Genomic DNA, 24,907 nt, shown 5'->3' with positions numbered 1-24,907 from the left:
CGTACGAGGGCGGTTACGCGGCCAGCGTCCCCGGAATCACCGCGTGCGGGCCGAACTTCGCCCGGGCGCGGTCCGCGACCTCCTCGATACGGCGGAGCTTCTCGTCGACCGGGTCGAAGGCGAGCTGGTGGGAGGCCTGGTCGGCGGGGGTGAGACCCTCGGCGCGCAGGGCGATCACGCGGACGCGGGCGCGCTGGAGGCCGAGGGAGTCGTACAGGCCGTAGGCCACCGAGGTCAGCGCCGGGGAGTGGGCGGTCGGCTCCTTGAGGGTGCGGGTGCGGGTCGTGGAGGAGCGGTCGGCATAGCGGACGGTGAGGGTCAGGGTGCGGCAGACCTTCTCCAGGGCGCGCAGCCGGGAGCCCAGCTCCTCGGTGCCGGCGAGCAGGGCCCGGCGGTGCCGGTCGGGGTCCAACTCGTCGAGGGGGAAGGGGTGTTCGGTGGCCAGGGAGCGCGCGACGGCGTTCGGTACGACCCGGCCGCGGTCGACGCCGTTCGCCTTCTCGTGCAGTTCGCGGCCGGTCCGCGCGCCGACCAGGCGCTGGAGCGTGGACAGGGGCGCGCAGGCGACCGAGCCGAGGGTCTCCAGGCCGTACTCGCGCAGGGTGCGGGCGGTCGCGGTGCCGACGCCGGGGAGCGCGGCGACGGGCAGTTCGGCGAGGAAGTCCACGGCGAGGTCCTCGGGCACCGCGCACGGCACCCCGGGCGCCGCCGCCCCCAGCGCCAGCCGTGCCGTCAGCGGTCCGGGCCCGGCGCCGATCAGACAGTCGACGCCGTACAGCGCGAGGGCGCGGACCCGGATCAGCCGGGCCAGCTCCACGGTGTCCCGGCCGAAGTACCGTTCGGCGCCCCGCAGATCGGCCAGCGCCCCGTCGGGCGGCAGCGCCTCCACGACCGGGGTGAAGTCCTCGACCAGACCGAGGAGACCGGGCAGAGCGGCCTCGTACTTCGGCGGCAGCTGGAAACGTACGCAGAGGATGGTCATCCCGCACTCCCTGGACTCTGGTGCCACAACTTCCGTATCCGAGAAGGACCTTGTGAGGGCTCTTCGCCCGCGGGCCGCAGATCGGCCCATGGATGCATCTCGTAGCCGGTGGGCATCCGGATCCGGCGTCCGGTGTCACCGCCTCGTCCGGTGTCGCCGCCTCGCCCGCCGTCGCCGTCGGGCGCACCACCGCCCCCGGTGTCCGTGGGCTCCGGCTCCGCCAGCCGGGGTGCCACCGCGTCGAGGCCGCCCTCGCGCCGCAGCTCCACCAGCTCGGCGAGGTTCCAGGCCGCCGCGCCCACCACGCTGAGGCTGCGCGGGCCGCGCCGCTGCACCACTCCGCGCACCAGCAGCAGCCAGGAGTGGAAGACGGTGTGGGCGCAGGCGTCGTGGGAGTCGTCGAAGAAGGCGAGGTCGACCAGGCCGGTGCCGTCGTCGAGGGTGGTGAAGACGACCCGTTTGCCGGAGCGGATGGGCGGGGTCTGGGTCGCCGCCTTGGCGCCCGCGACCAGCACCGTCTCCCCGTGCCGCGCCTCGCGCAGCCGCCGCGCGGACACCACGCCCAACTCGTCGAGGAACGCCCGGTGGTCATCCATCAGATTGCGCGAGACGTCCATCGACAGCACCCCCAGCTCGGCGCTGAGCCGCTCGGCGGAGGACAGGTCCGGCAGCCCGGCCGACGCGGTCCGCCGCCCGCCGGCCAACGGGAGTTGACCGCCGCCCGCACCCCGGCCGCTCCGGTGCAGCTCGGTCAAGTGCAGTTGCAGATCACGCCGGTTGGCGCCGAAGGCGTCCAACGCGCCCACCTGGGCCAGCCTTTGGGCCAGCGGTCGGCTCGGCCGCGCCCGCTCCCAGAAGTCCAGCAGCGAGGCGTACGGCTGCCCGTCCGCGATCCGCGCCGCCTCGGCCTCGCTGATCCCGTGCACATCGGAGAGGGCGAGCCGGATCCCCCACACCTTCACCTCTCCCGCACCCGAACCCGGCTCCGCACCCGTCCCCGAACCCCTTGATTCAGACACCAGTTCGATACGGTGAGCGACCGCCGACCGGTTCACGTCCAACGGCAGCACCGGCACCCCCCGCCGCCGCGCGTCCGCCAGCAGCAGCCGCTTCGGGTACATCCCGGGGTCGTGCGTGAGCAGCCCCGCGTAGAACGCCGCCGGATGATGCGTCTTCAGCCACGCCGACTGGTACGTCGGTACCGCGAACGCCACCGCGTGCGCCTTGCAGAAGCCGTACGACCCGAAGGCCTCGACGATCTCCCAGGTCCGGGCGATCGTCTCGGCGTCGTACCCCTTCGCGGCGGCGTGCTGCGCGAACCAGACCCTGATCCGCCCCTGCGACTCGGGGTCGGACAGCCCGCGCCGCACCCGGTCCGCCTCGTCCCGGCCGCAGCCGGTCATGAGGTGCACGATGTCGATGATCTGCTCATGGAAGACGACCACGCCGTACGTCTCCCGCAGCGGCTCCGCCAGATCCTCGTGCGGGTAACGGACCGGCGCCCGCCCGTGCCGGGCCGCGATGAACGGCCGCACCATGTCGGCGGCCACCGGGCCGGGCCGGAAGAGGGAGATGTCCACCACGAGGTCGTGGAAGGTGGCCGGCTGGAGCCGCCCCACCAGGTCCCGCTGCCCCGGCGACTCGATCTGGAAGCAGCCCAACGTCTCGGTGGAACGGATGAGTTCGTACGTCGCCGGGTCACCCTCACCCCGTTCGAAGTCGAGCGCGTCCAGGTCGACCCGCTCCCCCGTCGCCCGCGCCACCTCCGCGACCGCGTGCGCCATCGCCGACTGCATCCGCACGCCCAGGACGTCGAGCTTGAGCAGCCCGAGGTCCTCGACGTCGTCCTTGTCGAACTGGGACATGGGGAACCCCTCGCCGCTGGTCGGCATCACCGGCGTACGGCTCAGCAGGGACGCGTCGGAGAGGAGCACCCCGCACGGGTGCATGGCGACTCCGCGCGGCAGGGCGTCGAGCGCCTCGACCAGCTCCCACAGTCGGCCGTACTTCTCCTTCTCCCCCGCCAACTGCCTGAGTTCGGGCAGCTCTTCGAGCGCCGCGCGCGCGTCGCGGGCCCTGATGTGCGGGAAGGACTTGGCGATCCGGTCGATGTCGGCGGGGTCCATGGAGAGGGCCGCGCCCACGTCGCGGACGGCGTGGCGGACCCGGTACGTCTCCGGCATCGCGACGGTCGCGACCCGCTCGGTGCCGAAGCGGCCGATGATCGCGCGGTAGACCTCGAGCCGGCGCGCGGACTCCACGTCGATGTCGATGTCGGGCAGCACGGTCCGCCGTTTGGACAGGAACCGCTCCATCAGCAGGCCGTGTTCGACGGGGTCGGCGTGCGCGATGTCCAGGAGGTGGTTCACCAGGGAGCCCGCGCCGGAGCCGCGCGCGGCGACCCGGATGCCCATCCTCCGTACGTCGTCGACGACTTGAGCGACCGTCAGGAAGTAGGAGGCGAAGCCGTGGTGGGCGATCACGTCCAGCTCCCGGTGCATCCGGTCCCAGTACGCGTGCCGGGCGTCGTACCCGTGCCGCACCATCCCGGCCGCCGCCCGTGAGGCCAGCGCCCGCTGCGCGGTGCGGCGGCCCGCGCCGACGAGATGCGGCTCGGGGAAGTGGACGGTGCCGAGGCCGAGATCGTCCTCCGGGTCGACCAGACACTCGGCGGCCGTGGCCCGGGTCTGCTCCAGCAGCCGGTACGCGGTGTCGCGGCGGTACCCGGCGGCCTCGACGACCCGCTCGGCGACGCCCAGCATGGCGTCCGCGCCCTTGAGCCAGGCCTCGCCGGAGTCCAGTTCGCCCCGGGGGTCGACGGGGACGAGCCGCCGGGCCGCGTCCAGGACGTCGGCGACCGGGCCCATGCCGGGGTCGGCGTACCGGACGGCGTTGCTGAGCACGGGCCGTACGCGCTGGTCGGCGGCGAAGCCGACGGTACGGGCGGCCAGCCGCAGCGAACCGGGGCCGGTGCCCTCGCGGCCGTGCCACACCGCCTCCAGCCGCAGGGCGTCGCCGTACCTCTCCCGCCAGGGCACGAGGAGCTTCGTGGCACGGTCGGGGCGCCCGGCGGCCAGCGCGCGCCCCACGTCGGAGGCGGGGCCGAGGAGCACGGTCAGGCCCTCGGCGGCACACTCCGACCAGGGCAGCAGCGGCGGAGTCTCGTTCCCGCCCCCACCCGGACCGCTGCCCGCATGCGCCGCCGAAACGATTCTGCAGAGCTCGGCCCAGCCGGTCGCGCCCTCGCGCGCGAGGAAGGTCACCCGAGGAGTCGACTCGTCGATGAAGGCGCCGCCGCGCACGGGAGCCCGCCGCCGCGCCTGCCGTACGGCGGCGGCGGGCACCTCCACCGCCAGCTCCACCCCGAACAGCGGGCGGATCCCGGCCCGGGCGCAGGCCTTGGCGAACCGGACGGCGCCCGCGAGGGTGTCCCGGTCGGTGAGCGCGAGGGCGTCCATCCCCCGTTCGGAGGCACGCTCGGCGAGCCGCTCCGGATGCGAGGCCCCGTACCGCAGGGAGAACCCGGAGGCGGTGCGCAGATGCGCGAACCCCGGCACACGCACCTCCCGCACTCGATCGACCACTCGCCCGGCCACCGATCGACCACCCGACCACCCGGTCAAGCACTCGGTCGATCACTCGACTCGAACATCAGTCCACAACCTTCCCGGCTCCACCATAGACCACTTCTCGAACTTATGTGCGATGACCATTCGGCCCCATCCCACCTGCGCAAACGCCGTCCGCCCCGGACCGTGGGGACATGACACAGACGGCCGGCCCCGCCCCCGGATCCTTCCTCGACGAGCTCAAGGACGGGGTCACCCCACGGGCCACCCTGCTGGTCATCGGCGTGCTCGCCCTGCAGCTGCTCTTCATCGCCTCGTACGTCGGGGCGCTGCACAGCCCGAAGCTCAGGGACGTGCCGTTCGGGGTGGTCGCGCCGCGGGCGGCGGCTGCCGAGCAGTCGGTGACCCGGCTGGAGCGGCTGCCGGGCGAGCCGCTGGACCCGAGGGCGGTGGCCGACCGGGCGGCGGCGCGCGAGCTGATCGTGGACCGGGAGATCGACGGCGCCCTGCTGATCGACCCGGCCGGCACCACCGACACCCTGCTGGTCGCCTCCGGGGGCGGCCGGACCCTCGCGGCCGCGCTGACCACGCTCGTCGCCACGCTGGAGAGGTCCGAGGGCCGCACCCTGCGGACGGTGGACGTGGCCCCGGCCGACACCGGGGACGCGAACGGGCTCACGTCCTTCTATCTGGTCGTGGGCTGGTGCGTGGGCGGCTATCTGTGCGCCTCGGCGCTGGCGATGAGCGCGGGCGCGCGCCCCACCAACATCCGGCGCGGGGTGATCCGGCTCGGCGCCCTGGCACTGTTCGCGATCATCGGCGGGCTCGGCGGCGCGGTCATCGCCGGGCCGGTCCTGGGCGCCCTGCCGGGGAGCGTGGCGGCCCTGTGGGGGCTGGGGGCGCTGGTGGTCTTCGCGGTGGGCGCGGCCACACTGGCGCTCCAGTGCGTGTTCGGGATCGCCGGGATCGGTGTGGCCGTCCTGCTGGTGGTGATCGCGGGCAACCCGAGCGCGGGGGGCGCGCTGCCACCGCCGCTGCTGCCGCCGTTCTGGGCGGCGATCGGCCCGGCGCTGCCCCCGGGCGCGGGTGTCTGGGTGGCCCGCTCGATCGCGTACTTCGAGGGCAACGACGTCACCGGCGCGCTGCTGGTGCTCTCGGCCTGGGCAGTGGCGGGGGCCGCCATCACCTTGGTGATGGCGGCCCTGAGGAAGAGGCCGGAGCGTGAGCCTCGGCCCACGGGAGCGTGAGCCCGGCCCATCGGCTCTTCGAGTCTCAGCCGATCTGCGTACCGGTCGCCGACAGCGCCTCGGTGACGGGCTGGAAGAAGGTCTCGCCGCCCGAGGTGCAGTCGCCGCTGCCGCCGGAGGTGAGGCCGATGGCCTTGTCGCCCGAGAAGAGCGAGCCGCCGCTGTCGCCGGGCTCGGCGCAGACGTCGGTCTGGACGAGGCCGTTGACGATGTCGCCGTTGCCGTAGTTCACGGTGGCGTCGAGGCCGGTGACCGTGCCGCTGTGGACCTGGGTGGTCGAGCCGCTGCGGGTGACCTTCATGCCGACGGTCGCCTCGGCGGCGCCGGAGATGGCCTGGGTGGAGCCGTTGTAGAGGTTGACCTCGCTGGGGTGGTCGACGTCCGCGGTGTACTTGACCAGGCCGTAGTCGTCGCCGGGGAAGCTGGAGGCCGCGTTCTCGCCGATGACCTGGCCGCCGGCCGACCACGTGGAGATGCCCTCGGTGCAGTGACCGGCCGTCAGGAAGAACGGCTCGCCGCCCTTGACCACGTTGAAGCCGAGGGAGCAACGGCCGCTGCCGCCGGTGATGGCGTCGCCACCCGCGACGAAGGGCTTGTACTCGCCCTTGGTGCGCTTGAGTTCGGCCTTGGCACCGAGGCCGTCCACGACCTTCGTGAGTCTCGCCAGCTCGGCCTCGGAGACGGTGCGGTCCGCGGTGACGACGACCTTGTTGGTGGTCGGGTCGGTGGCCCAGGCGGTGCCGGGGATGGTGGCGTCCGCCTTGAGGGTCGTCCGGGCGCTCTTCAGCTCGGCGAGGGAGTTCTCGACGATGCGGGCCTTGGCGCCGGCCGCCTCGACGGTCTCCGCGGCGGTCTCGTCGAGCACGTTCACGACGAGGAGCTTGCTCTTCGCGTCGTAATACGTTCCCGCGGCGTCGGCGCCGAGGTCCGCGTCGAGGGTCAGGGCGAGCTTTCCGGCCGCCGTGATGGAGAGCGCTTTCGGCTCGGGGGTCGGTGCGGTTTCGCTCGCGTTCGCAGTCTGGAAGGTCACTCCCGCGGCGACCAGTGCGGCGATGCCCGCGCCCGTCACGACGGCACGGCGCCTGGGTATGCGTCGGTGCTTCAACTCACGTCCTCCTGTGGGGGGTTGGCCGAGAGGGGCGTGGGGGCCCCGCTCGGCCGGAAGTCGTACGGTCCAGAAGGCGGTGGACGATAAAAACGCCGCGTCCATGCCAACTGTGCGGCGCCCACTATTCCTAGGCGCCCAGGGGGCACACAAGGTCGACTTCAGGCCTCGCGCACAACCAGGGCGCACGCCCCCTATGTCATTACCGTCCGGTAACGCCCCACCTCGTGGTCACGGGAATTCACACTGCAAACACAGGAAGCAACGGCCACCTACGCAACGGGTGAGGTCTAGGCCTGTCTGAAAATCGCCCCACGGGGGTCCGATTCCAAACGGCCCACGCGGGACGACAGTTGCTTCCGCACCGATTCCTTCGCCCCCGCCGCCCCTACCCGTCCCATCCCCCAGGGGCTGCGCCCCTTCGACCCCCACAGCGCGCGTCCGGTGGGGCTTCTCGCGCAGTTCCCCGCACCCCTGAAAAGCCGGGGCTACGCCCCACGCTTTTCAACCCGCAGTCCCGCCACCTTCGGATCCGCAGCCCCGCCACTTCCAGACCTTCAGACCCGCCACCTCCAGGGCCCGTCGACCCTCCACCTCCAGGGCCCGCCGACCCGTCACCTTTCAAGCCCGCGGGACCGTGGCTTTCAGGCCCGCAAGGGCCTGAAGCTTTTAGGGGCGCGGGGAACTGCGCGAGAAGCCCCACCGGGTCGCGGACGACTGACCACTGACGACCCACCGGCTACGGCACAGCAGGGGGCGACGACGCACCATGGGCCGGCGGCTGCGGCACTCCCGGAACCGACGCCACACCGTGGGCCGGCGGCGCCTGCGGCACCCCCTGAACCGGCGGAGCCGCCTGCTGGGCCCGCTCAAGGAACCGCAGCAGTTCCACCGGGAACGGCAGCACGAGCGTGGAGTTCTTCTCGGCCGCCACCGCCACCACGGTCTGCAGCAACCGCAGTTGAAGCGCGGCAGGCTGCTCGGACATCTCCTTGGCTGCCTCGGCGAGCTTCTTGGAGGCCTGAAGCTCGGCGTCGGCGTTGATGACCCGCGCCCGCCGCTCCCGGTCCGCCTCGGCCTGCCGGGCCATGGACCGCTTCATGGTCTCGGGCAGCGACACATCCTTGATCTCGACCCGGTCGATGGTGACCCCCCACTCCACCGCAGGACTGTCGATCATCAGCTCCAGCCCCTGGTTGAGCTTCTCCCGGTCGGCGAGCAGATCGTCCAGCTCGCTCTTGCCGATGATGGACCTCAGCGAGGTCTGGGCCATCTGGGAGACGGCGAACCGGTAGTCCTCGACCCGCACGATCGCGTCCGCCGCCGAGGTCACCTTGAAGTAGACGACGGCGTCCACCCGTACGGTGACGTTGTCCCGGGTGATGCCCTCCTGCGCCGGCACCGGCATCGTCACGATCTGCATGTTGACCTTCTGGAGCCGGTCGACGAACGGCACGATCATCGTGAACCCGGGCCCACGCTCCGCCGGCCTCAGCCGGCCGAGCCGGAAGACCACCCCCCGCTCGAACTGCTTCACGACCCGCGCCGCCGACATCACGTACACCGCGCCGACGGACACGAGGGCCACCCCCGCCGTCACCAGCTCCTCGACCATCACGGCCCCCAGGGTCCGAAGTGGGCGTATGAGAGGGAGTACTCCATGAGCGTCCGTAAGCGTCCACGGGCATCCGCGGGCGTAAGAAGGGAGTACTCGCGGCGTCGCACGCGCCCTCGGCGCGCACCCGCACGCATCTCGAAGGTAACTCCGCCTCCCGAACGAGGGCGAGCCCCCGCACACGAGGTGTGCGGGGGCTCGCCTGCTGCCGATCGCAGCTGAATGGGTGCCGGCGCCGGGGGGAAGTGCGCCGGCGTTCCCGTTCGGCCTAGTAGACGCTGACGCCGTACGCGCTCAGGGCCTCGGTGACCGGCTGGAAGAAGGTCGTACCACCGGAGGAGCAGTTGCCGCTGCCGCCGGAGGTAAGACCGTACGCCACGCCGTTGCTGCCGTAGAGCGGGCCGCCGGAGTCGCCGGGCTCGGCACAGACCGTGGTCTGGATCATGCCGTAGACGATGTCGCCGCCACCGTAGTTCACGGTCGCGTTGAGGGCGGTCACGCGTCCGGTACGGGTACCGGTGGTGGAGCCGGTGCGGATGACATTGGTGCCGACGCTCGGGGTGGCCGCGCTGGTGATGTCCACGCTGCCCGCGGTGCCGTCCTTGGCGATGGTCGTGTTGCTGTAGCGCACGAGGCCGTAGTCGTTGGTCGGGAAGCTCGACCCCGCGGTCGGGCCGAGGACCGTGGTGCGGCCGGAGTTGGAGTACCAGGTGCCCGCGCCGTCGGTGCAGTGACCGGCGGTCACGAAGTAGTACGTGCTCCCGCTGCGGACGTTGAAGCCCAGGGAGCAGCGCCAGCTGGCCGCATAGGTGGCGTCGCCACCCTTGATCAGCTTGTTGAACTTGCCCGGGGTCCGCTTGATCGTCAGAGCGCCGGCCTTGTCGCCCGCCGCCTCCTTGATCTGCGCGAGCTCGCCCTGGGAGACGGTGCTGTCGATCGTGACGACGACCTTGTCCGTCGCCGGGTCGATCGCCCAGGCGGTGCCCGGGATATCGGCCTTGAGCACCGATGAGCTGGCGCTCTTGAGCTCGGAGGCGCTGAACGTCTGGGTGCCTGCCGCGTTGGCGGTGGGGACCGTGACGGCGGCCGCGGCCGCGAGTCCGGCGGTCACGGCGATCAGCCGGGTCCGTCTCGCTATACCGCTGCGGGGGGTGGTGCGCTTGATCCTCACTAGTCGTTCCCTCCAAAGGGAAGTCGGGGGCCCGCGTGGGGTCGGGGCCCGTGAGGCGCAGATCAGGGACATCGGTCCGGATTCCGAACACGCCGTGCCCCTGACAAGGCGCTGGGGGGAAGTATTCGGCCGTACCGCCGACCCACGCAAGGGTGCCTTTCGGCCTCTCGGATTCCAACCGCCGCGCCCTTCACGCCAGTTGATATCGCCAGGCCATATGTGCGGGTTCTGTGTGAATGCTGAGCGGCTCCCGGAGGGACCGTCTGACGGGTCGTCGGAGCAGGCCGCAGGGCCCGGGAGGTTCGATCACCACTATCGTCGGCCGCGGCGCGGGACACCCTCCGAGGCGCCCGGTCGGAGTACGCGGGTCCACCACCCGGGGGTGTCCGGAAGTCATGCGTTGGGCCGTTCAGCCGTCCGGTCCCACCACCCGGGCTCGGACGGCCCGAGCCCGCACCCGGGAGCCGGGAGCCGGCCACGAACGTCCCGCACCGCTCCCCGTGGCCCTTCCTCCCGTGTCCCTTCCTCCCGTGCCGCTCCCCATGTCACGGCGTACCGACTGGCCGGCGGGCGAGGCCCAGGTGCTCGCGGAGGGTGCTGCCCGGGTAGAAGGTGCGGAACAGCCCGCGGTGCTGGAGCAGCGCCACCGTCCCGTTGACGAGTCGTTCCAGGTCTCGGCGCGGCTCGACGGGGACAAGGTGGAAGCCGTCCGCGGCCCCGGCCCGGTGCCAGGCGATGACCAGCTCGGCGAGGTCGACGGGCCCGCCACGGTACAGCGGGCCGTGCGCGGTCTGCCGCGGGCCTCCCCCGCCGTGCCCCGGCTCGGCCGCGTGCTCACCACCGCCGAGATCCACCCTGAGACTCACCAGAACCCGCAGCTCATCGGGGTCCCGCCCGAACCCGGCCGCCGCGTCCCGCAGTTCCGTCCGTACGGCGTCGGCGTGGGCCGGGGTGGCGACCCGCACGAGCGCGACATCCGCGTACGCGGCGGCGGCCCCCCGACTCACCCCCTCGGTCATGTCGACGACCCGCACCGGATGCCCCTGCGGCGGCCGGCCCACGTCCGAGGCCCCCCGGACGGCCGGCCCGGCCACCCCGGAGAACCCGGCCCCCTCAACACCCCCGGCACCCCCGGCCCCCTCGAAGCCGACACGGCGCGCCTTCTCCCGATCGCCGGACCGCCCAGCCCCGACACCCCGGATCCCGGCGTCGCCCTCCCCGCTGTCCCACAACCGGACGACCGCATCGGCCACGCCACCCACGCCGGCCACATCAGCCACGTCGACCACGTCACCGGAATCGCCCGACTCACCGGACCCACCGGACCCACCCTGCCCCCGCCCGAACAGCCGCGCCTCCTCCTCCGCGCTCACCACGTCGGTCCACCACCCGGCCCGCCCCCGGCTGACCCGGTCGAGCGTCGCCACCGCCGCCCGCACGGCGAACGGCTCGGTACGCGCCGTCGACACCGCCGACACCGTCGACACCGCCGGCACCGCCGGCACCAGCCCGATCCGCCCCGTCTCCGGCGCCACCCGCGCCAGCACCGCGAACGCGTCCGCCCCCGCCGACGCGTCCGGCCCCGGCCGCCCGGACGGATCCCCCAACGTCACGAAATCCAACACCCCCCGCTCCGCGAGCCGGGCAAGCTCGACGAACGCCCCCGCGTCTCCCGCCTCCCCCGCCTCCCGCTGGTCAATGGCTGCGGCCAGGTGCAACCGCCCGCGCCCGTACGCCGATTCCATACCGGTCAACCTCTCTCCATCACTTCGACCACGCACGCTCACCTCACCCCCCGGCACCTCCTCGGCCCACCCCTCACGCCCCTCACGCCGCCGCCCGACACTCCAGGTCGCGCAGGAACGCGAGTACGGCCCGAGCCGTCGCGTCGTTCTGGCGGAAGGCGGGCCCACCCGTACGCGGCCGGGTGAAGGCCCCCGGCGTACGGCTGTTCGTGTAGGGCCCGAGTGCGAAACGCCGGGGATGCGGGCGCCCGGACCGGTCCAGCACGCGCCCGTCCGTGGGGTCGACGGCGACGAGCCCCTCCGCCGTCTCGACGACGCCCCCGTCCTCGTACAGCTCGCGCAGCAGCCCGTCGCGGACCCGCGCGACCGTCGGCTCCGGCAACCGCGCCTCGACCAGCGCCCTCGCCTCGACGGACGCCCCGGGCACGGTGGAGCTGGAGGCCCGGAAGACCCCGTCCTCGGCGACGACGCCCATGTCCGCCCCGACGAAGTGCAGGATCCCGGCCCGCGACAGGGCGAGCAGCTGCCGCAGCCGGGGCCCGGGCGGTCCGGAGGCGAGATAGCTGAAGAACCCGTGCCACCAGGACCCGACGTCACCGAGCCGGATCAACTGCCCGTAGACGGACAACAGCCCGAAGAAGACCCCCAGGTCGGCGCTGAAGGAATCGTCATGACGCCGTGCCAGATCGGCCTCGACATAGCCGCGCAGCCCGTCCTGGAACTCCTCGTACGAGCCGTACCGCACCCCCTCCAGCGGACGGTCCAGCGCGGCCAGGTCCAGCCGGTCGGCCGCGTCCGGCACCGCCGACGCCACCAGCACCGCCCGCTCCCCCGTGCCCACGGCCGCCGCGTACTTCTCCTCGAAGTCCGCCCAGGCCATGGCCGTCCGCTCGGGATGGGCCGTGAACAGCCGGTGGTAGTGCGCGAACCCCAGCTCCTTCTCCACGAACGGCCACACATCGCGCCGGAAGTCCAACTCGCCGATCCCGCCCGCCCGCTCCAGCAGTGCGTCGACCTCGGCCGGCCCGAAGAACCGTGGCAGCGGCGGCCGTTCCCCCTCCAGTTCGTACCCGATCTTCGAGTGGTACGGCACCCCGCGCCGCGACCCGACGTACAGGACGGGCTCCCGCCCGGACGGGTGGTACGTCAACTCCCCGTCCGGGTCCGCCGGATCCCCCTCGTACCGCCCGCCGCGCCCCTCCGTCAGCAGCACCATGAGGTCGACGAAGGCGAGCCCGAAGCCCCGTACGAGCACCGGTTCACCGGGGGCCAGCGGAGACAGGTCACTGTCGGCGGTGAAGTCCGGCGGCAGGTGGACGAGCCCATGGGCGCGGGCGTAATCCGCCAACTCCCGCTGTTCGTCGTCGAGTTCTGCGTCCAGATGGCCGAGCGCGAGGACGACGAGGTCCGCGAGCAGCGGACGCGGGTGCCCCTCCAGCCACACCTGCTGACGCCCTTCGCGCGGACCGCCCACCCGTAGCGCCCGTCGCGCGTGATGGTGGACCGTGACCCCCTCGGGCAGCTCGGCCACGGCGCTCTCGTGCACCCAGCGCAGATACTCGCCCTGGATGCGCCGGTCCGGGAAGAAGCTCCCGTCGAGGCCAGCCCACTCGTGCAGGGTGGGCCCCTCCCGTACGGGCCCGTCCATCCGCACCGTCTCGTCGGTGAACATGGTGACGTCCTCGGCCTGCGAGTTCATCCACAGCAACGGGGACTGGTCCGCCCGCCAGATCCGCCCGGCCCCCGGCGGATGAGGATCGACGAGATGGATGTCGAAGCCCGCGCCCGCGTACAGCGCGTCGGCGTTGGCGGCGATCCGCTCGATCAGCCCGGTACCGCGCGGCCCGGCCCCGACGATCACCAAGGACGGCCGCGCGGAGAGGGAGGAGAGCGTGGAGGGGTGAGGAGAAGAGGCAGACGGCATGCGAAAGGCTCCGTGATGTCCGAGTCGAACACGGGTGCCTTCACACGGAGCGCGTCCAGGATCCAGGGATGTGGACGCGGGCGACCGAGCCCCTCAGCAGCGGTCTGTGCCGAGAGTACGGCGGCCTTTCCCCTCGCTGTCAAGGTTGTCCGAACTGTGAGCGCTACGTCTCAAGCCGGTTGACGCACAATCGGATGCCTGTTCCACTTAATCCCATGTATTCGCAGCAGTGGCTGGTCACGCGCTCCCACATCGACTTCGGTCGAGTGTGGTCCTCGTCCTGTTGAGCTGACCCGACCCCACTGCGCGCCCCGATTCCGAGGGGCGCCGTTCGCGTTCTCCCTCTCTTCGGCCTTCACACGCGCACCCCTCCCCTCGCGCTCTCCCGTTTCTCTGTTCAGCAGTCGCAGCAGTCGCACGCGTCACAGCAGTCACTGTCCCGGCAGAGGCCCTCGCGCTTCTTCCGGGACCAGGGGCCCTCGTACTCCTTCGCGCAGCACAACTGGCAGGTGCAGCACAGCAGCGTGAACATCCCGCACCCCGCCCAGAACCCCCGCCGCCGCGGCGGCTGCGGCGACGGCACCCCGCCGAAGCCCCCGCCCCCACCACCACTGCCCCCACCACCGAAGGGATGCCCACCGCCTCCGGCATACGGGTTCCCGCCACCCCCGGCATACGGGTCACCGGCGCCGCCCGCGTACGGATTCCCCGGCCCCGGCACCGGCCCGCCCTGCTGATGCGCCGAACACACCGGCACCGCCCCGAACGCCCGGTCCACCGACCTGCGCAACTCGTGCACGAGCAGCAGATGGGCGAGCTTGCCGTCCACGAAGTCGGCCTCGCGCAGGGCGAGCCGGATGCCGTGCAGGGCGTCGTCGGCGAGTCGCCGGGCCTCGGCGAGGGGGGTGCCCGTGGCGGTCAGCGGGTTCCACGCGCCGGCGGCGGCGTCGGCGGCCCGGTCCTCCACCGCGTCCAGCAGATGGGCGAGCCGTCCGAAGAGGCGTCCGGCCTCGGCGAGCGGCTCGGCGTTGCCCGGCCGTCCGGCGAGGATCGCGGTGTGGGCGAAGGCCGCCGCGGTCGCCGTCTCGGTGGGCTCGGTGACCGTGAGCAGCGAGGTGCCCGGCCCGGCGAGCGCCTCGATGCCGACCTGCCGGTCCACGGCGTCGACCAGCACCGCCGTGTCGAACCCGATGTCCGATCCCGTACGCGCCCCGGCGCGTCCCCAGTTCGTCGCGATCCGGCGCGCGGCGCGCGCGACCGGCTTGCGCCCCAGTACTCCATCCCCGTCGGCCACATGATCACGGACCTTGGCCGAGGCGAGCACGAGTGAGACGGCGGCGGCGAGCCGCGCGCCCTCGCCCTGGGCGACCGAGGCGGTGCGCATCCCGCGCAGCGGACAGGGCCCGGCGGTGCGCCGCCAGTCGGTGCTGCGCTCGGCCTGAGCCTCCGTCAGAACCGAGACCAGCAAACCGTCATAATTAGTGACGATCCGGGCGAACTGCCCGTGATCCCCGCGCAGTGCGAGACAGAGTCCGCACAGATGCGCCATCCATTGCGTCCGCAGCCCTTCGCCGAGCCGATGGCCGCAGGGCCTCACTATTCCGAACACGACACTCCCCCGTGTCTCCCCGTGTCTCCGTACGCCCGTCGGCGTCGCCGCATCGTAGCCGCCGGAACGTTCACCCGGACGGCCCCGACTCACCCAAACGCCGCGAACAATATTATTTCACTCCCTGTCAGCAGGTGTGTACAGCGGAGCCCTTGGGGCACATGGACTCTCGACGAATTCGTTCTGCACCAGTACCGTCACGAAACCCCCGTGCGGCGTCTATCCACTTGGCGAGACATCCGCATCATGGACGACGATAGGGATGCGGAAAGCACGAAAGACCGCTGCGAGAGGAGGCGTCCATGGGATCGGTGCGCAAGGCGAGTGCCTGGCTTGGCCTCGTCGACGACAACGATGACGAGCGTTACTACGACGACGACTACGCCGATGAGCGGGAGTCCGGCTCCGGCGAGGCCTGGGTCACCGACCCTCGCGTCAAGGTCGCGTCCGAGGCCGCGCAGGACCACGGCCGCCGGATCGGCACGGTCACGCCGGACAGCTTCCGTGACGCCCGGCACATCGGCGAGCTCTTCCGGGACGGCGTCCCGGTGATCATGAATCTCACGAACATGGAGCCCGCCGACGCCAAGCGTGTCGTCGACTTCGCGGCCGGCCTGATCTTCGGTCTGCGCGGTTCGATCGAGCGGGTGTCCAACCGCGTGTTCCTGCTGACCCCGGCCGACACGGAGATCGTGAGCGGCGAGGTCGCGAGCCGTCCGGTCGACGGTTTCTTCAACCAGAGCTGAGGCAGGGCCGCTCGCCGGCCCTGCCTCCGCCACCCGGGCGTGCGACGTGGCTCACCGGAAGGCGTCGAGACCGGTGAGCGCCTTGCCCAGCACGAGTTGGTGCATTTCGACAGTGCCCTCATAGGTGAGCACGGACTCCAGATTCGTCGCGTGCCGCATCACCGGGTACTCCAGGGAGATCCCGTTCGCGCCGAGAATCGTGCGGGCGGTACGGCAGATCTCGATCGCCTCCCGTACGTTGTTCAGCTTGCCGAAACTGATCTGCTCGGGACGGAGCCGTCCCGCGTCCATCCGCCGCCCCAGATGGTGGGCGAGCAGAATCCCCTTGTGCAACTCGACCGCCATATCGGCGAGTTTGGCCTGGGTGAGCTGGAATCCACCGATCGGCTTCCCGAACTGCTCCCGTGTCCTGGCGTATTCGACGGCCGACTCGAAACTCGCCCGGGCCGCGCCCATCGAGCCCCACACGATTCCGTAGCGGGCGTGCGAAAGACAACTCAGCGGGCCTTTCAGCCCCTTGACCTCCGGCAGTACGGCGTCTTCGGGCAACCGCACGTCGTCCAGGACGAGTTCACTGGTGACGGAGGCGCGCAGGGACCATTTGTGCTTGATCTCCGGCGCGGAGAACCCGGCGCTGTCCGTCGGTACGACGAATCCGCGGATGCCGTCCTCGGTCTGCGCCCACACGACGGCGACCCCGGCGACGGACCCGTTGGTGATCCACATCTTCCGCCCGTTGAGGACCCAGTCGCCGCCGTCCCGTTTGGCGTAGGTCCGCATCGACGCCGGGTCGGACCCGTGGTCGGGTTCGGTGAGGCCGAAGCATCCGATCACCTCGCCGGAGGCCATGCGCGGCAGCCACGTCCGCTTCTGCTCCTCGCTGCCGAACCGGTGGATGGCGTACATCGCGAGCGAGCCCTGCACGGACACGAGCGACCTGATCCCCGAGTCCGCCGCCTCCAGCTCCAGACAGGCGAGCCCGTACTGCACCGCGCTGGCGCCCGCGCACCCGTACCCCTGGAGTGACATCCCCAGCGCCCCGATCGCCCCCAACTCCCGGGTCAGTTCCCGGATTCCGGGCAGCTCCCCCCGCTCGTACCACTCGGCGACATACGGCAGCACCCGATCCCCCGCCCAGCTCCGCACGGTGTCCCGCACGGCGAGGTCCTCGGGTTCGAGCAGCTCGTCGAGGCCAAGAAAATCAGCGGGGTCGAAGCTCACGGACACACCTCCGGCTCACAAAACTAGCGACGCTAACCACCGTACCCATTGTTCGCCGTCCTCAGCTGCGGGCCGTCCGTGGCTGGTCGCGCAGTTCCCCGCGCCCCTTACGGGGCCGGACGGCCCCGACCACCTCAGCGCACCGACTCCGCCCGTACAGGCTCAGCCGCCTTCGCCTCCCGCGGCCCCGGCACCTCCGCGGAGCCGCCGCACTCCATCCCCCGAGGCAACCGCAGAGCCATCACCGCACCGAGCACCAGCAGCGCCGCACTCACCAGCAGCGTCACATGCAGCCCATGCACGAACGAGTCCCGGGCGGCGTGCCGCAGCGCCTCCCCCGAGGGTCCGCCCAGCCGGTCCGCCACCTCGTACGCCTCGCCGAGCGAATGCCCGGCGGCCTTCGACGCCGATGTGGGCACCCCCGGCACGGACGACAGCCCGGGCGCGTACGCCGCGTTCATCACGCTCCCGAGGAGCGCGATGCCGATGCCGGCGCCCAGCTGGTAGGAGGTCTCACCGATCGCGGCCGCCCCGCCCGCGGAGGAGGCGGGCGCCTCGCTCAGCATCGACTCGTACGCGCCGAAGAGGGTCGTCTCCAGGCCGAAGCCCAGCAGGACGAACCCGGCGAGCAGCAGCCCCGCGTTGTCGTGGCGCCCCATGGCGGTCAGCAGGACGACCGCGAGGGCGGTGAGGCAGAAGCCGAGGGACACCATGCGGCGTGGCCCGAAGCGGTGCAGCAGGTGGGAGCCGGCGAGCCCGGCCGCCATCGCGGCGATGGTCAGCGGAAGGAGTCGTAGACCCGTCTCCAAGGGGGAAAGACCGAGGACCAGTTGCAGGTACTGGGCGGCGATCAGCTCCAGACCGACCAGCGCGAGCATGGCCAGCACGATGCAGCCGACCGACGTGCTGAACGCGGGGCGCGCGAACATCCGCAGGTCGACCAGCGGATGCGTCCGGCGTCGCTGCCGTCGGACGAACGCGATGAGCAGCCCGGCGCCGCCGAGGAGCGCGAGCACGGTGCCCGGATCGAACGCCGGGTGTCCGCCGCCGAGCCGCTTCACGCCGAAGACGATGCCGAAGAGGCCGACGGCCGCCATGAGGGCGCCGAGCACGTCCCAGGGGCCGTCGCGGTCGCCCGTCGACTCGGGCAGCAGCAGCCGTCCGATCGGCAGGCTGACGAGCATCAGCGGGATGTTGACGAGGAAGACCGAGCCCCACCAGAAGTGCTCGAGGAGGAATCCGCCGAGCAGCGGTCCGACGGCCGCGCCCACGGCGGCGACCGCGCTCCAGACACCGATGGCGAGTGCCCGCTCGCGCCGGTCGGGGAAGACCTGGCGCAGGATCGACAGCGTCGCGGGCATGATCATCGCGCCGCCGACGCCGAGCAGGGCGCGGGCCGCGATCAGGACCTGGGGGTTGTCGGCGAAGGCCGCGAGGCCGGAGGCGACGCCGAAGAGGGCATAGCCGAGGAGGAGGATCCGTCTGCGGCCGACCCGGTCGCCGAGCGTGCCGAAGAGGATCAGCAGCGAGGCGCAGACCAGCGGGTAGACATCGACGATCCAGAGCAGCTCCATGGCGCCCGGCTTGATGTCCTCGGTGACGGCGGGTACCGCCACATGCAGCACGGTGGCGTCGACGGCGACGAGCAGCAGACTGACGCAGAGAACGACGAGGACGACCCAGCGGTTGGCACCGGCCCCGGCTTCCCGACGGCGTCGTGCGGCGGCCGTGGGCGTCCCGGACATGTACGTACCTCCCAGAATGCTCTCGCGTTCGGCGGAACCGGCGGGGTGGGGACTCCCCGGCGGCTACGGCCCGGGAGGAGCGGTGTCCCGGACCCGCGCAACGAAAGGCGAGCGAGCCGTCAGCGTACGCGAGTCACAGCCGGTGGGAGGTGGCGGGTGTCTCATGGAACCCTCATGTGACATGTGGCATACGCCACGCCCCGGGCCGTCCACCGGTCCTCCATGACTCCTTCATCACTCGTCCGTGGCCGGCCCGTCACGGATCATCACGGACCACTCACGGACGACCACGTGAGGGCGTCCCGGCCGGTTCCAGGATCCGCCGATAATCGAGCGCGTGACCGATCTCGCTACGCGCCCGGCGCCTCCCCTCCTGAGGCGGGCCGCCCCCGCGCTCCTCGGGTACGCCGCCGTGCGCGCCCTGGGCCTCGTCGTCCTCGCGGTGTGGAGCGCCGCGCGTGACAAGAGCGCCCTGACCCTGCTGTCGGCCCGCTGGGACTCGCTCTGGTACACCCGGGTGGCCGAACTCGGTTACGGCTACGAGGTGCGCCTGCCGAACGGCGACGTCCACTCGAACCTGGCGTTCTTCCCGCTGCTGCCGTGGCTGGAGCGGGCGGTGTCGGCGGTCACCCCGCTGTCGTACGCCCATGCCGGCCTCGTCGTCGGCACGCTCGCCTCGCTCGCCGCGGCCTGGGGGATCTTCGCGGTCGCCGACCAGGTGTACGGCCGCCGGGTCGGGGTGTGCGCGGTGCTGCTGTGGGCCGTGCTGCCGGTGGGGATCGTGCAGTCGATGGCGTACACGGAGGCCCTGTTCACCGCGCTGGCCGCCTGGTCGCTGTACGCCGTCCTGACCGGCCGCTGGGTGACGGCGGGCGCCCTGGCCGCCCTCGCCGGGCTGACCCGCCCGGTGGGCCTGGCGGTGGTCGCGGCGATCTGGGCGGCGGCGATCGTGTCGTCCCTGCGGGAACGGCGACACGAGCCCGCTCCCCCGTCCGTACGAACCCGGAGTGCGGAGACACCGGACGGCGCTCGCCTCTCGCCGCGCGCCCTCGGAATGCTCCTCGCGCCCCTGGGGGCCGCCGGGTACGTCCTGTGGGTCGGCCACCGCACGGGCAAAGGCCCGCTCGGTTATCTCGACGTCCAGGCGGGGTGGCGCAACGGCTTCGACGGCGGCTACGCGTTCGCGCGTTTCGTCGCCGACAAGTTCACGTCGTTCCCGTCGGCCCTGGCGGGTGTCGGGCTGATCATCGCCGTGGCCTCGCTCGTCTGGCTGTACGTGGTGTGTGTAAGACAGGGACAGCCGCTCCCGCTGCTGGTCTACGCGGGAGTCGTCACCTCGCTGGCACTGTGCGCGTCGAGCTACTTCGGCTCGAAGCCACGGCTGCTGATGCCCGCCTTCCCGCTGCTGCTGCCCTTGGCCCGCGCCCTCGCCGAAGCACGTATGCGCAGGTCAGCGGCGATTCTCGGCACCGTCGCGGTGGTGTCGGCGCTCTACGGGGCGTTCTGGCTGAATGGCTCCGGTCCGCCCTGACCCGCTTGCCACGGACGGCGAGCGGGCGGGTAATTCCACGCAAGCATTCGGTGAACGAATTCAAAAGGGGCGTAAAACGAGTGCTCAGTATTAGGCCATGGAATTGAAGGCCGAGTGGCGCAACGATTCGTCATTCAGCAGTAATAAACATCAATCTGAGAGCAATCCCACATCACGGCGTCATCACAAAGCCGGTGATTCACGCCGCGTCGGAGCTCACTCGCTGTAACGTCGATTGAGTGCGTACCGAACTAAAGCCGACCCGTCTGGACCGGGTCTTCTCCAGGCTGGACCGTGAGCCGGAACGACCGGCCCACATCGATGTGCCGGTGATGACCCGGCACCGGGTGGTGCTCTTCGCCTCCACCCTGGCCTTCTACGTGGCCATCGTGTGGGCCGTCGTGATCACCTCGTGGCTGGTCCGGCTCGACTGGCAGATCATGTTCTTCCGGCCGTACCAGCAGTGGCAGCAGATCCACGCCTTCCTGGACTACTACGTCGTCCTGGGCCAGCGCGGTCCCACCGCCGTGATGGTCGCCGCCTGGCTGGGCTGGCGCTCCTGGAGACAGCACACCCTGCGCCCGATGCTCGCCCTCGGGGTCTCGCTGCTGCTGCTCAACATCACGGTCGGCGCCGCCAAGATCGGCATGGGCCGGCTCGGCCCGCACTACGCCACCGAGATCGGCTCCAACGAGATGTGGCTGGGCGGCGACATATTTCCTTCGGGACACACCGCCAACGCCGTGGTGACCTGGGGCATCCTGGCCTATCTGGCGTCGACGCCGAGAGCCCGGCGCTGGCTGTCCGCGCTGTCCGCCGTGATCTCGCTCGGCGTCGGTCTCACCACGGTCTACCTCGGTACGCACTGGTTGAGCGACGTCCTGCTGGGATGGGCCGCCGGTCTGCTGATCATGCTGGCGCTGCCCTGGTTCGAGCCGCTGATCGCCCGCGCCGAGGCCCGGCTCTTCTCGCTGCGGGACACGCTGCGCGACCGCCGTACGGCCCCGGTGCCGGCCTCCACGCCGACATCCGTGCCGGCAGCCGCACCGACGTCCGTGCCGGCAGCCGCACCGACGTCCGTGCCGGCGGCGGCGCCGACGCCCACCGCCGTGGGCACGGCCTCGCTGCGGGTGCCCGGGGAGGAGCCCGCGGGCGTCCGGGAGACCGGTGTCGCGGCGCGCGCCGCGCATCCCCCTATCGTGCCGCTGCATCTGTCCCCCGGCCCCCATCTGACCAGGTCGGAGCGGGCCCCGGTCACCCCGACCGGCTCCCGCCGGCCGCCCCACGCGGACCGGGTCGCGCACAACGCGACCTCGGCCCGGCCGGTCGCGGGCGGCTGACACGAGACAGCGGGGCCCGGTACGCACAACCGATCCCCCGCACGGCGAAGGCCCGGCTCCGAAGGGAGCCGGGCCTTCGCCCGTCCTGGACCTGACGACGCTCGGGTTCAGCCCTTCCAGGCCCGCCTCACCCGGCCGTCCGCGACCTCGAAGTTCAGCCGGCCGACGCGGTACTCCATGGTGATGATCGCGCCCGGCGGCAGCTTCCTGACGGTGGACCAGCCGCGCTCCACGGCGCGGCGCTCGGCGTTCGGCGCCTCCAGACCGACATACGCGTCGGGGTCGTCCTGGGGCTCTTCGGAAGGGGTGGGAATGGGTGCCATGACCGCCACGGTAGGCGGCCGGAGGTCCCGCTGTCCTCCCGCAGTCACGCTTCTGTCACAGAACCACGACACCCGTTTCGGCCCAACCCAGTCACACGTACGAGCGGTTCCTTACGCCTTCCGCGTGCTGCCGAACATAATTCCCGACCACTTCGGCACCATCGCGAATAGCCCGTAGGAAAGCGTGTCCGGGGCCCTGTGTGTCCGGTGCATGTCCAGCCTTTTCCCACCGATTCCCGGAGGGCTCCAGGAAGCCCCCACCACATGGGAAATACACGGTTCCCGCACACTTCCCCCGTACGCCCCCTGTCGGGGCGACCGGGGCGCGAGCATCATGGCGTGCATCACGGGCCCAGGACGCGGCAGCGAAGGGGCGAGCGATGGGGACCGAGACCGTACAGGCACGGCCGGTACGACCCGTACGGACCAGGCAGCCGGGCCGGATCATGGTCGACTGGCTGACCACTACGGACCACAAGAAGATCGGCCATCTCTATCTGGTCACGTCGTTCCTGTTCTTCCTGGCGGCCGGTCTGATGGCGCTGATGATGCGCGCCGAGCTGGCCCGGCCGGGCACGCAGATCATGGACAACGAGCAGTTCAACCAGATGTTCACGCTGCACGGCACGATCATGCTGCTGCTCTTCGCGACGCCGACCTTCGCCGGGTTCGCCAACGAGATCATGCCGTTGCAGATCGGCGCGCCCGATGTCGCCTTCCCCCGGCTGAACATGCTGTCGTACTGGCTGTTCCTGTTCGGCGGGCTGATCGTGCTGGGCTCGCTGCTGGTGCCGTCGGGGCCCGCCGACTTCGGCTGGTTCGCCTACGCGCCGCTGAACAGCCTGGAGCGGTCGCCGGGGATCGGGGCCGATATGTGGATCATGGGTCTCGCGCTGTCCGGCTTCGGGACGATCCTCGGCGCGGTGAACTTCCTGACCACGATCATCGGGATGCGCGCCCCCGGCATGACGATGTTCCGGATGCCGATCTTCACCTGGAACACGCTGTTCACGTCGATCCTGATCCTGATGGCGTTCCCCGTGCTCGCCGCGGCGCTCCTGGTCCTGGAGGCGGACCGGCGGTTCGGCTCGCAGGTCTTCGACGCGGCCAACGGCGGCGCGCTGCTGTGGCAGCACCTCTTCTGGTTCTTCGGGCACCCGGAGGTCTACATCATCGCGCTGCCGTTCTTCGGGATCATCACGGAGATCATCCCGGTCTTCAGCCGCAAGCCGATCTTCGGCTACCTGACCCTGGTCGGGGCGACGATGGCGATCACCGGTCTGTCGGTGGTGGTGTGGGCGCACCACATGTTCGCCACAGGCGCGGTGCTGCTGCCGTTCTTCTCGTTCATGAGCTTCCTGATCGCCGTGCCGACGGGGGTGAAGTTCTTCAACTGGACGGGGACGATGCTGAAGGGCTCGCTGTCGTTCGAGACGCCGATGCTGTGGGCGACCGGCTTCCTGGTGTCGTTCCTGTTCGGCGGCCTCACGGGGGTGATCCTGGCCTCGCCGCCGATGGACTTCCATGTCACCGACTCGTACTTCGTGGTGGCGCACTTCCACTACGTCGTCTTCGGCACGGTCGTCTTCGCCACCTTCGCGGGATTCTTCTTCTGGTGGCCCAAGTTCACCGGGAAGATGCTCGACGAACGGCTCGGCAAGATCCAGTTCTGGACGCTGTTCGTCGGCTTCCACACCACGTTCCTGGTGCAGCACTGGCTGGGCGCCGAGGGCATGCCGCGCCGGTACGCGGACTATCTGGCCGCCGACGGCTTCACGGCCCTCAACACGGTCTCGACGATCGGCGCGTTCCTGCTGGGCCTGTCCACGCTGCCGTTCCTCTACAACGTCTGGAAGACCTCGCGGTACGGGGTGAAGGTCGAGGTCGACGACCCGTGGGGCTACGGCCGGTCGCTGGAGTGGGCGACGTCGTGTCCGCCGCCGCGCCACAACTTCGTGACGCTGCCCCGGGTCCGCTCCGAGGCCCCGGCGTTCGACCTGCACCATCCGAAGTTCGCGGCGATCACCCCGCCCCAGACCCGGAAGGGCCAGGAGAAGACTCCGCATCCCCGGTTCGGTCAAGAGCGGCCGACAGACGGTCCCGCAGGGCCCTGATCGTCCCGGTCAGCTCGGCCGGTTCGACGACCTCGAAGTCGACGCCCGTCATCGCCACGTGAATGGCCATCACATCGAGGCTCGGGGCCCCGGTGCGCAGCAGACAGCTGTGCTCGTCGACGGCCTCCAGGGTGCCCGCCGAGGGCGATATGCGTTCGGCGGCCTCATGGAGGGGCACCAGCAGCCGTACGACGGCGTGCGAGGCGTACACGCGCGTGGAGACCCCCTTGGAGACGTATGCGGCGAGGTCCTCGGCCGGTGGCTCGCGGGGCGTGAAGCGCGGGCCGTGCGGCGGCCTGGGCGTGACCCGGTCCACCCGGAAGGTGCGCCAGTCGGCGCGCTCGACGTCCCAGGCGACCAGGTACCAGCGGCGCTCGGTGCACACCAGGCGGTGCGGCTCGACGGTACGGCGGGTGCTGGCGCCGCCGTGGTCGCGGTACTCGAAGCGCAGCCGCTCGGCGTCCCGGCAGGCGTTCGCGATCTCGGTGAGGACCGCCGGGTCGATCGTGGAGAGCTGGGGGCCGCGCAGCAGCGGCACGGTGAAGGCGTTCAGGGCGCCCACCCGGCGGCGCAGCCTGCTCGGCAGCACCTGTTCGAGTTTGGCGAGGGCGCGTACGGAGGACTCGCCGATGCCGTCGATGCCCTGCCCGGCGGCCGAGCGCAGCCCGACGGCCACCGCTACCGCCTCCTCGTCGTCGAGGAGGAGCGGCGGCAGCTCGGCCCCGGCGCCGAGCTGGTAGCCGCCGCCCGTGCCGGGGCTGGCGTTGACCGGGTAGCCCAGTTCACGCAGCCGGTCCACGTCCCGGCGGACCGTGCGCGCGGTGACGCCGAGCCGGTCGGCGAGCTCCGGGCCGGACCATTCGCGGTGGGACTGCAGGAGCGAGAGCAGCCGCAGCAGCCGTGCCGATGTCTCCAACATG

At 71.4% G+C, this 24,907-nt stretch carries 17 protein-coding genes; 5 read left to right on the top strand and 12 right to left on the bottom strand.

Features of this window, described 5'->3' with window-relative positions; all coding sequences use genetic code 11:
- Nucleotides 1-13: 13 nt before the first annotated feature.
- Together ABT147_RS26290 and ABT147_RS26285 are read right to left on the bottom strand one after the other, a co-directional pair.
- Nucleotides 14-982: a DNA polymerase Y family protein gene (locus tag ABT147_RS26290; RefSeq protein WP_351410358.1), complete on the bottom strand. Its 969-nt coding sequence runs from the start codon at nt 980-982 to the stop codon at nt 14-16.
- Nucleotides 979-4,539, bottom strand: coding sequence for a DNA polymerase III subunit alpha (locus ABT147_RS26285; protein WP_351410356.1), 3,561 nt, complete (start codon nt 4,537-4,539; stop codon nt 979-981). The genes ABT147_RS26290 and ABT147_RS26285 overlap by 4 nt, the downstream gene beginning before the upstream one ends.
- 206 nt (nt 4,540-4,745) lie before the next feature.
- Between ABT147_RS26285 and ABT147_RS26280 the strand changes: the two genes are divergently transcribed.
- A complete protein-coding gene (locus ABT147_RS26280; protein ID WP_351410354.1) occupies nt 4,746-5,798 on the top strand; it encodes a DUF3533 domain-containing protein in 1,053 nt (350 codons plus the stop codon).
- Between the two features lie 25 nt (nt 5,799-5,823).
- Here the strand turns inward: ABT147_RS26280 and ABT147_RS26275 are convergent, their stop codons facing one another.
- The 6 genes from ABT147_RS26275 to ABT147_RS26250 all read right to left on the bottom strand — a co-directional run bounded on the left by ABT147_RS26275 (nt 5,824) and on the right by ABT147_RS26250 (nt 14,967).
- Nucleotides 5,824-6,903, bottom strand: a complete 1,080-nt coding sequence (locus ABT147_RS26275) for a S1 family peptidase (RefSeq protein ID WP_351410352.1) — start codon at nt 6,901-6,903, stop codon at nt 5,824-5,826.
- A gap of 739 nt (nt 6,904-7,642) precedes the next feature.
- Nucleotides 7,643-8,518, bottom strand: coding sequence for a slipin family protein (locus tag ABT147_RS26270; RefSeq protein ID WP_351410466.1), 876 nt, complete (start codon nt 8,516-8,518; stop codon nt 7,643-7,645).
- 268 nt (nt 8,519-8,786) lie between these two features.
- The gene (locus tag ABT147_RS26265) at nt 8,787-9,689 is read right to left on the bottom strand and encodes a S1 family peptidase (RefSeq protein WP_351410350.1); all 903 of its coding nucleotides are present in this window, start codon (nt 9,687-9,689) and stop codon (nt 8,787-8,789) included.
- Between the two features lie 545 nt (nt 9,690-10,234).
- Nucleotides 10,235-11,434, bottom strand: coding sequence for an LLM class flavin-dependent oxidoreductase (locus tag ABT147_RS26260; protein ID WP_351410464.1), 1,200 nt, complete (start codon nt 11,432-11,434; stop codon nt 10,235-10,237).
- Between the two features lie 82 nt (nt 11,435-11,516).
- The gene (locus ABT147_RS26255; RefSeq protein ID WP_351410348.1) at nt 11,517-13,358 is read right to left on the bottom strand and encodes an FAD/NAD(P)-binding protein; all 1,842 of its coding nucleotides are present in this window, start codon (nt 13,356-13,358) and stop codon (nt 11,517-11,519) included.
- 397 nt (nt 13,359-13,755) lie between these two features.
- On the bottom strand, nt 13,756-14,967 hold the full coding sequence (locus ABT147_RS26250) for a DUF5685 family protein (protein WP_351410346.1): 1,212 nt from the start codon (nt 14,965-14,967) through the stop codon (nt 13,756-13,758).
- Between the two features lie 302 nt (nt 14,968-15,269).
- Here ABT147_RS26250 and ABT147_RS26245 point away from each other — a divergent pair, with 302 nt between their 5' ends.
- Complete coding sequence (locus tag ABT147_RS26245) at nt 15,270-15,713, top strand: cell division protein SepF (RefSeq protein WP_329900427.1); 444 nt, start codon at nt 15,270-15,272, stop codon at nt 15,711-15,713.
- 51 nt (nt 15,714-15,764) lie between these two features.
- Here ABT147_RS26245 and ABT147_RS26240 read toward each other — a convergent pair whose 3' ends face one another.
- Entirely contained in the window at nt 15,765-16,940 is a 1,176-nt protein-coding gene (locus ABT147_RS26240) for an acyl-CoA dehydrogenase family protein (protein WP_502983159.1), read from the bottom strand.
- Nucleotides 16,941-17,068: 128 nt separating this feature from the next.
- Nucleotides 17,069-18,679 carry an MFS transporter gene (locus ABT147_RS26235; RefSeq protein ID WP_351410342.1) on the bottom strand — a complete coding sequence of 537 codons (1,611 nt, stop codon included), beginning with the start codon at nt 18,677-18,679 and terminating at the stop codon, nt 17,069-17,071.
- Nucleotides 18,680-19,016: 337 nt separating this feature from the next.
- Between ABT147_RS26235 and ABT147_RS26230 the strand changes: the two genes are divergently transcribed.
- Together ABT147_RS26230 and ABT147_RS26225 are read left to right on the top strand one after the other, a co-directional pair.
- The gene (locus tag ABT147_RS26230) at nt 19,017-20,210 is read left to right on the top strand and encodes a glycosyltransferase family 39 protein (protein WP_351410340.1); all 1,194 of its coding nucleotides are present in this window, start codon (nt 19,017-19,019) and stop codon (nt 20,208-20,210) included.
- Nucleotides 20,211-20,449: 239 nt separating this feature from the next.
- Nucleotides 20,450-21,550, top strand: coding sequence for a phosphatase PAP2 family protein (locus ABT147_RS26225; protein WP_351410338.1), 1,101 nt, complete (start codon nt 20,450-20,452; stop codon nt 21,548-21,550).
- 107 nt (nt 21,551-21,657) lie between these two features.
- On the opposite strand, the gene ABT147_RS26220 is transcribed toward ABT147_RS26225, so the two are convergent.
- Nucleotides 21,658-21,873, bottom strand: coding sequence for an I78 family peptidase inhibitor (locus ABT147_RS26220; RefSeq protein WP_351410336.1), 216 nt, complete (start codon nt 21,871-21,873; stop codon nt 21,658-21,660).
- Nucleotides 21,874-22,253: 380 nt separating this feature from the next.
- On the opposite strand from ABT147_RS26220, the gene ctaD reads away from it, so the two are divergent.
- Nucleotides 22,254-23,987 (top strand): aa3-type cytochrome oxidase subunit I, encoded by a 1,734-nt coding sequence (ctaD, locus tag ABT147_RS26215; RefSeq protein ID WP_351410334.1) that lies wholly within the window; start codon nt 22,254-22,256, stop codon nt 23,985-23,987.
- Here the strand turns inward: ctaD and ABT147_RS26210 are convergent.
- Entirely contained in the window at nt 23,896-24,906 is a 1,011-nt protein-coding gene (locus ABT147_RS26210) for a helix-turn-helix transcriptional regulator (RefSeq protein ID WP_351410332.1), read from the bottom strand. The two genes, ctaD and ABT147_RS26210, sit on opposite strands and share 92 nt — an antisense overlap.
- Between the last annotated feature and the right edge of the window lies 1 nt (nt 24,907).

The sequence above is a fragment of the Streptomyces sp. NPDC001868 genome (assembly GCF_040297125.1).
In the GTDB taxonomy this organism is placed as follows: Bacteria; Actinomycetota; Actinomycetes; order Streptomycetales; family Streptomycetaceae; genus Streptomyces.
The sequence above is the reverse complement of the archived record's forward strand: the minus strand, read 5'-3'. Positions and strand labels throughout refer to the sequence as shown.